The organism is Burkholderia sp. IO2, assembly GCF_029522185.1.
Lineage (GTDB): Bacteria > Pseudomonadota > Gammaproteobacteria > Burkholderiales > Burkholderiaceae > Burkholderia > Burkholderia cenocepacia.
Genome location: NZ_JAKWFH010000002.1, coordinates 218,502 through 225,285 on the forward strand (window position 1 = coordinate 218,502; position 6,784 = coordinate 225,285).

6 protein-coding genes are annotated in these 6,784 nt (G+C 69.5%); all 6 read right to left on the reverse strand.

The annotated features are described in order from the left end of the window. Window positions 1-41 precede the first annotated feature (41 nt). The gene (locus tag MMB92_RS02265; protein ID WP_034202780.1) at window positions 42-2,357 is read right to left on the reverse strand and encodes a TonB-dependent receptor; all 2,316 of its coding nucleotides are present in this window, start codon (window positions 2,355-2,357) and stop codon (window positions 42-44) included. A 197-nt stretch (window positions 2,358-2,554) separates the two neighbouring features. Next, window positions 2,555-3,772: an MFS transporter gene (locus MMB92_RS02270; RefSeq protein WP_034202781.1), complete on the reverse strand. Its 1,218-nt coding sequence runs from the start codon at window positions 3,770-3,772 to the stop codon at window positions 2,555-2,557. Then, window positions 3,769-4,833: an ABC transporter substrate-binding protein gene (locus MMB92_RS02275; protein WP_077056710.1), complete on the reverse strand. Its 1,065-nt coding sequence runs from the start codon at window positions 4,831-4,833 to the stop codon at window positions 3,769-3,771. The genes MMB92_RS02270 and MMB92_RS02275 overlap by 4 nt, the downstream gene beginning before the upstream one ends. A gap of 35 nt (window positions 4,834-4,868) precedes the next feature. Next, complete coding sequence (locus tag MMB92_RS02280; protein ID WP_006484323.1) at window positions 4,869-5,279, reverse strand: biopolymer transporter ExbD; 411 nt, start codon at window positions 5,277-5,279, stop codon at window positions 4,869-4,871. Further along, window positions 5,279-5,995: a MotA/TolQ/ExbB proton channel family protein gene (locus MMB92_RS02285; protein WP_006484339.1), complete on the reverse strand. Its 717-nt coding sequence runs from the start codon at window positions 5,993-5,995 to the stop codon at window positions 5,279-5,281. The genes MMB92_RS02280 and MMB92_RS02285 overlap by 1 nt, the downstream gene beginning before the upstream one ends. 41 nt (window positions 5,996-6,036) lie before the next feature. Further along, on the reverse strand, window positions 6,037-6,784 hold a 748-nt coding region (locus MMB92_RS02290; RefSeq protein ID WP_346828511.1), incomplete at its 5' end, for an energy transducer TonB.

The window sequence follows — 6,784 nt, forward strand, 5'->3', positions numbered from 1 at the left end:
GGCCGGCGCTCCACGCGCCGGCGCCGCGGCAGGCATCGCCGTCAGATCTTCGCGGTCAGCGTGATCCCGACCGTGCGCGGATCGCCATACAGCACCGGATACGCGCCATACGACGGCAACAACTCGAGTTTCTTGTAGACCTTGTTCGTCAGGTTCGTCACGTAGCCGGTCACGATGTACTTCTGGTTCGGCGTCGTGTACGACACATGCGCGTTCAGCACCGTATAGCCGCCCTGCCAGAGCTGCGGCATCGTCTGCCGCGTCGCGCTGAAGTACTCGCGGCTGCGGTAGTTCACGTCGCCGCCCGCCGTCAGCGTGCCGAACGACACCGGCACGCGATAGTCGACGCCCGCGTTCAGCGTCGTATGCGGCGAACGCGCGAACGAGTTGCCGACGGCCGTCGGCACGTTGCGGAATTCCGTGTAGCGCGTGTTCAGCATCCCGAGGTTCGCGAACAGGTACAGGCTGTTGACCGGCTGCGCCTTCAGCTCCAGCTCGAAACCGTCCGCGCGCCCCTGCCCGGCATTCGACAGCGTCGACACCGGCGGGCCGCCGAACGGGTTCGGCGCCAGCGCGAACACCTGGATGTCGCGATAGTCGTAGTGGAACACGCTCGCGTTGACGATCAGCCGCTTGTCGAACCATTCGCTCTTGATACCGACTTCGTAATCGCTCAGGTACTCCGGCGACACGGTCGACACCGTGCTCTGCGTATACGCGTTGCCGTTGTAGCCGCCCGAGCGGAAGCCGCGCGCATAGCGGAAATACGCGCGCACATTGCTGCTGAGCGCATATTCGGGCGTGAGGTCCCAGGTCGGCGCGCGCCAGGTGTTGGTCTGGTGCTGTTGCGCGCTGACCGCGAGCGGCGACGATACCGACGACGGCGACCACCAGCTGTTCGGATCGCTGAACGTCACATTGCCCGTATCCTGCAGCCCGGTCAGGTTGATGGTCTTGCGCTCGATCGTGTAACGCAGCCCGCCCGTCACGTTGAAGCGGTCGGTGAACCGGTACTTGACGCTGCCGAAGATCGCCGCGCTCTGCGTGTGCTGCGTGAGGTCGGTCAGATGGTAGTACGCGGGCGACGGCGAGCCCGGCAGCCCGCCGCCGGCGCCCTGCTCGGCCAGTTGCTCGGTGAACAGGTGCGTGCCGACGATCCAGCTCAGCCGGTCGTTCTGCGGCGATTCGAGCCGGAATTCCTGCGAAAACTGCCGGCTCGACAGGCGGTCGTGCGAGCGCGCCGCATCGACCGGCGAATAGTCCTCGTCGTCCTGGTACCAGCGGTGCAGCCCCTCGAACGCGGTGATCGACGTCAGCGATACGGCCGGGTTGATGCGCCAGTGCGCGGTCAGCGACGTACCCCACGTCGAGATGTGATCGCTCGACGGCGCGTTGAGCGACACCGTATACGGATCGCTCGACCCGACGAAGCCGAACTGGTTCGTGCCGCCGCGTCCCGCGCCTTCCGCGTGCCATGCGTTGCCGCCGCCCGTATAGTTGCGGCCGTGGATGTTGAACAGGAAATCGGTATCCGACGTCGGCACGGCGAGCACCTGGAAGCGCACCGCGTTGTCGTGGAAGCCGCCGAAGCGCCCTTGCTGCACCGTGTTCGTGTAGAAGCTGTCGGCATTCTCGTGATACACCGACACGCGAGCGGCCAGCACGTCGTTCTTGCCGATCGGCCCGCCGATCGCCGCTTCCGCGAGCCGGCTGTTGTACTGGCCGAGCCCGATTTTTCCGTAGCCGCTCACGTCGAACGTCGGTTTCTGCGACGTGATGCTGAGCGCGCCGCCGACCGTATTCTTGCCCCACAGCGTGCCTTGCGGCCCGCGCAGCACTTCGATGTGGTCGAGGTCGAACAGCGGAAAGCCCTGCCCGAACACGCTGTTGATATAGACGTCGTCGAAGTACACGCCGATCGGGCTCAGCGACAGGTCCGACGGATCGTTGCTGCCCACGCCGCGCAGGAACCAGCGCGGCCGCTCACGGCCTTCGGTCGATTGCCCGGTGAAGTTCGGCACGTACTTCGTCACGTCGTTGATCACGCGCAGTTCGTTGTTCCTGATCGCATCGCCGCTCAGTGCGGTGACCGCGACCGGTACGTCCTGGATGCTTTCCTTGCGCCGGCGCGCCGTCACGGTCACCGTGCCGAGGTTCGTTTCGCGTGCGGCCGCGCCGCGGTTCACACGCACCGCCTTCGGCGCGGCCGCGGCGGCATCGTCCGATGCCTGTTGCGCCGGCTGCGCGTCCGGCGCGCCCGCCGTCGCCGCGCCGTCCTCTGCCCACGCGGGCAACGATACGGCGCCGCCCGTCAACAGTCCCCCCAGCGCGGTGACGATTAGTTTTTTCCTGAACATCGATGAGTCATCCTGTTTGATCGGTTGAACGCACGTGCGTGCGCGACGCACGGGTTCTCTCATGCAATTCGGATGCCAGCGTCGACGTGCCCGTCGCACGGGGCTTGCGGCGGGCATGCCGCGCCGGTGTTGCTGCATGCGCATCTGTGAACGACGTCAAACTGCTGGTCACGCAACACCGGCCGACGCCGAAATCGTCAGGACAGCTTCGCAGGCGCCGGCTGCGTTGCGTCGCGACGTCCATGCGCGAACCGCAGTGCAAGCGCGCCCAGCACGACGACGGGCAGCCAGCACAGAAACACCGCCCGCAGCCCGACGAGTGGCGCGAGCGCGCTGCCGATCAGCGGACCGCAGAACGCGCCGGTCATCGACGCGAGGTTGTAGAGGCTCGACACCTGGCTCTTGTCGGCCGGATGACGGCCGAGATGCTGCATGTTCACGAGATGCAGCAGCGACGACCCGGCGCACAGCGCGGCGAGACCCGCGCCGACGGTCCATGCGTCGCGCCCGAGGCCGAGCGCGAGCAGCCCGGCCACGCCGCCCGCGACGCTCAGTGCATGGCAACGACGTTCCGTCATTCGCTGCGCGACGTGCCCGAGCCCGAACAGCGCGAGCACCGCGACGACGCCCTGCAACGTCAGCAGCGCGACGGCATGCGTCTGCGCGAGGCCGAGCGACTGGATCGCGAGCACGACCGTATAGGTGCCGACGAGTGCGCGCGTCGCGCTGTTCACCGCTTCCGCGACGAGTTGCTCGCGGATGTCGCGGCGCCAAGCGAGCGCGAGCAACGTACGCAGGCTGCCGGTTCCGGTTCGATCACCACGCGGCGGCGGCGGTGCATCGCCGAGCAACGCGCGGCTGAACAACGCCATGCCGGCGAAACTCGCCGATGCCGCGCAGAACGTCGCGACCGCACCGTGCGTGCCGATCAGCCAGCTCGCCAGCCACGGCCCCGCCATCCCCGTTCCGACCGACATCGCCGCGCGATACCAGCCCGCGCGGGCCAGGCCGATCTGAGCGAGACGCGCGAGAAACACCCCGTTGATCGACACGATCCGGAACGGAATGCACAGCCCGATCAGCCCCTGCGTGAGTGCGATCAGCGGCCATGCGCCGGTGAACGGCACGACGAGATTGAGCAGCATCGGCCCCATGCTCGCGGCGAAGTACACGCGCCGTGCACCGTAGCGCGCGACCAGCAGCCCGGCCGGCAATGTCATCAGCGCGATGCCGAGCGGCTCCATCGCGGCGATGATGCCGAGCCGTGCGTCGTCGACGCCGAGCGCCAGCGCATACAGCGTCGTCGCGAGCTGCGCCATGCTGATCGTCGTGCCGCTCGCGAGCGCGAGCAGCATGAAGCCGCCGGTGAAGCGCTCGCGCCGCCATGCGTCGGCGACGCGTGCCGGCGTGCTCACCGCGACAGCGTCGCGATGCCGTCGAGCGCGCGCCGGTCGATCCATGCGCGCACGTCGAAGTCGGCGGGCAGGAACCGCCAGTCGACCAGGAAGCGCTTGAAATCGTCGAGCGCGGCGATCGACGCTTCGTCGAGATCCGTGCGCAGCCGCCGGTGGACGTCCGCGCCGTATGCGAGCCGCAGCCAGTCGTGGCCCGAGCCCGTCTCGCGACCGAGATAGCCGAGCACTTCGTGCTCGTGCTCGCGGGCCCACCCTTCGACGTCGGTCACGCGTGCGAGAAAGCGGCTGACGATATCGGGGTGGCGCTCCAGCGTCGACGCATTGACGGTCAGCGGGCGCGGCGAGCCGTTGTTGATGCGGATCTGCGGATCGGGATGAAAGCCGATGTCGATCACCGGCTGCGCGCCGATCAGGTGCGCGGTTTCGAGCCCGAGCGAACCTTTCACGTAGATCGCATCGACGTCGCCGCGCACCAGCGCGGCGGCCTCGGCCGCATAGAGCCGCCGGCTCGACAGGCTCGCGGGGTGGCTGAATGCCGCGTCGCGGGTCGCGGGCGTCGACACCGGCGCGCGCAGGTTCGAGGCCGGTACGTCGACCCAGTCGACGTCGCCGGGGCCGAGCCCGTCGAGCGACAACGCGCTGACGAAACCGCGCAGCGCCGCCGCGCGGAAGATGTCGATCCGCTCGCCGTCGCGGCGCGGCAGGCCGATGCGGCGCCCGCGCAGATCCTTCGGTCGCGCGAGGCCGGCTTCCGGCAACGCGACGATCGCCTGCGCCTCGTCGACCCAGGTCAGCGCGACCACGCGCGTGTCGGCGCCGGACGCGCGTGCCCACAGCGCCGGAATGCTGCCGCCCTGGCGGAACGCGTTGTCGAGCGAATGGTCGACGTGCGCGTGATGCAGTGCCGCGTGCTGGCTTTCCTGCAGCGCGCGCACGGTGATGCCGTCGCCGGCGAATTCGTGATCCAGCCAGCCGAGATGGGCGGCGATGCCGAGCGGTGTCGGCACCGGACAGCGCGTGTACCAGATCGACTGGACGTTGTGTGAAGCCGTGGTGCTCATGAATGCGTTCGCAGAAAGGAGTCGTGAAGGGCGCGTCAGCCGCGCGGCGCGGTGAGCACCGACAGTCGCGTGATGCCCGCGTGCTCGATCGCCGCCATCAGCTTCGCGACGGTGCCGTACGGCACGTGCTCGTCGGCCTGCAGGTCGAGCGCGACGTCGGGCCGGCCGGCCTTCAGCGCGGCCAGCTCGGCCGGCACCGTGTCGAGCGCGACCGCGCGCTTGTCGAGATACACGACGCCCTTGCCGTCGACGCTCACGGTGACGTTCGGCTTGCGGTCGGCCGGCGCGGTGGCGACGGTGTTCGGCAGATTCACGTGCACCGCGTTGTTCAGCAGCGGCGCGGTGACGATGAACGCGACCAGCAGCACGAGCATCACGTCGACGAGCGGCGTGATGTTGATTTCGCTGAGCACGTCATCGTTGTCGGAAGAGGACGAGAAGGCCATTATGCGAACGCCTCCTGGCGGGTGTCGTCGGAACGGCGCGCCGGGGCGGCCGCGGGCGCGGCGGCCGGCACGCGGAAGCCGGCCTTCTGCGCGAGCGTGACGAAGTCGGTCGCGAACGCGTCGAGATCGGCCGACGCAGCCTTCACGCGGCGCACGAAGAAGTTGTACGCGAGCACGGCCGGCACCGCGACCGCGATGCCGATCCCGGTCGCGACGAGCGCTTCGCCGATCGGACCGGCCACGACGTCGATGCTCGCCGACGCACTGTGCGTGATCGCGGTCAGCGCATGGATGATGCCGAACACCGTACCGAACAGCCCGACGAACGGCGCGGTGCTGCCGATCGACGCGAGCACCGCGAGCCCCGCTTCCTCGCGCCGGCGCGCGTTGTGGATCTGCTGGCGCAGATGGCGTTCGAGCAGGTCGTGACGGCTCCAGCTGTGTTCGAGATCGTGCGCGCTGCTCTCGTCGGCGCGCCGCAGCGCGTCGAAGCCCGTCGCGGCGAGCTGGCCCACCGGGCTGTTCGCGCCGTCGAGCGCGGCCGCGTCGTGGAAGCTGTTCGCGGCCCAGAATGCGCTGACGTAGCGCCGGTTGCGCGCGCTCGAACGCAGGCTCTGGATCGCCTTCACGACGATCAGCGTCCACGTGACGACGGAGAAGACGACGAGCAGCCAGAGCGCGCCCTGGACGATGAAGGTGGTCGGAATACCGTTCATGATGTGAGTTCCTTGAAAAATGTGGCGGGCGGCCCGGCGGGTCAGCCCAGCTTGAAATCGATCGGCACGTTGACCCAGCCGTCGACCGCTTCGTCGCCGCGCTTCGCGGGCACGAAGGTCCAGCGCTTCACGGCGGCCACCGCCGCGCTGTCGAGCATGCGGCGGCCGCTGCTCGTGCGGACCTCGACCGAATCCGGCGTGCCGTTCGCGAGCACGTGCACGCGCAGCACGACGCGCCCTTCCCAGCCCTGGTCCTGCGCGAACGCCGGATAGTCGGGCGCCGGGTTGCGCAGGTACGCCGCGTCGCCGATCGGCGCGGTTTCGCGCACCGGCGCGGCGGGTGCGGGCGCAGGTGCCTGAACCGGGGCGGCGGGCGCGGCGACGGCCGGGGTTGCCGGCGTTGCCGGCGCGGGTGCGGCTTCGCGCGTCGCCTGCGGCGTGGCAGCCGGCGCCGGATGCGCGACGGCCGCGCGCGGCTTCGGCGGGATTGGCGCCTGCTTCGGCGGTTTCGGCGGCACGACCGGCGGCGGCGGATGCGCGGCCTGCGGCAGCGGTTCGGGCGGCCGCGTCAATTCGACCGTCATCGGCAACGGCCGGGGCGGCTGCGCGGGCGGTGCGGCAGGCACGCGCGCGGCCAGCAGCGCAACGCCCGCATGCAGTGCCGCGACAGCCAGCGCGATCGCGGCCGCGCCGCGCCATCCGTTCGCCTGCGCCGGTCGCGTGCCCGCCTGCGCGGACGGCACGACCGACGGCGGTCGCGCCCGGGTCGCCGCCGTCACGCTCACCGTG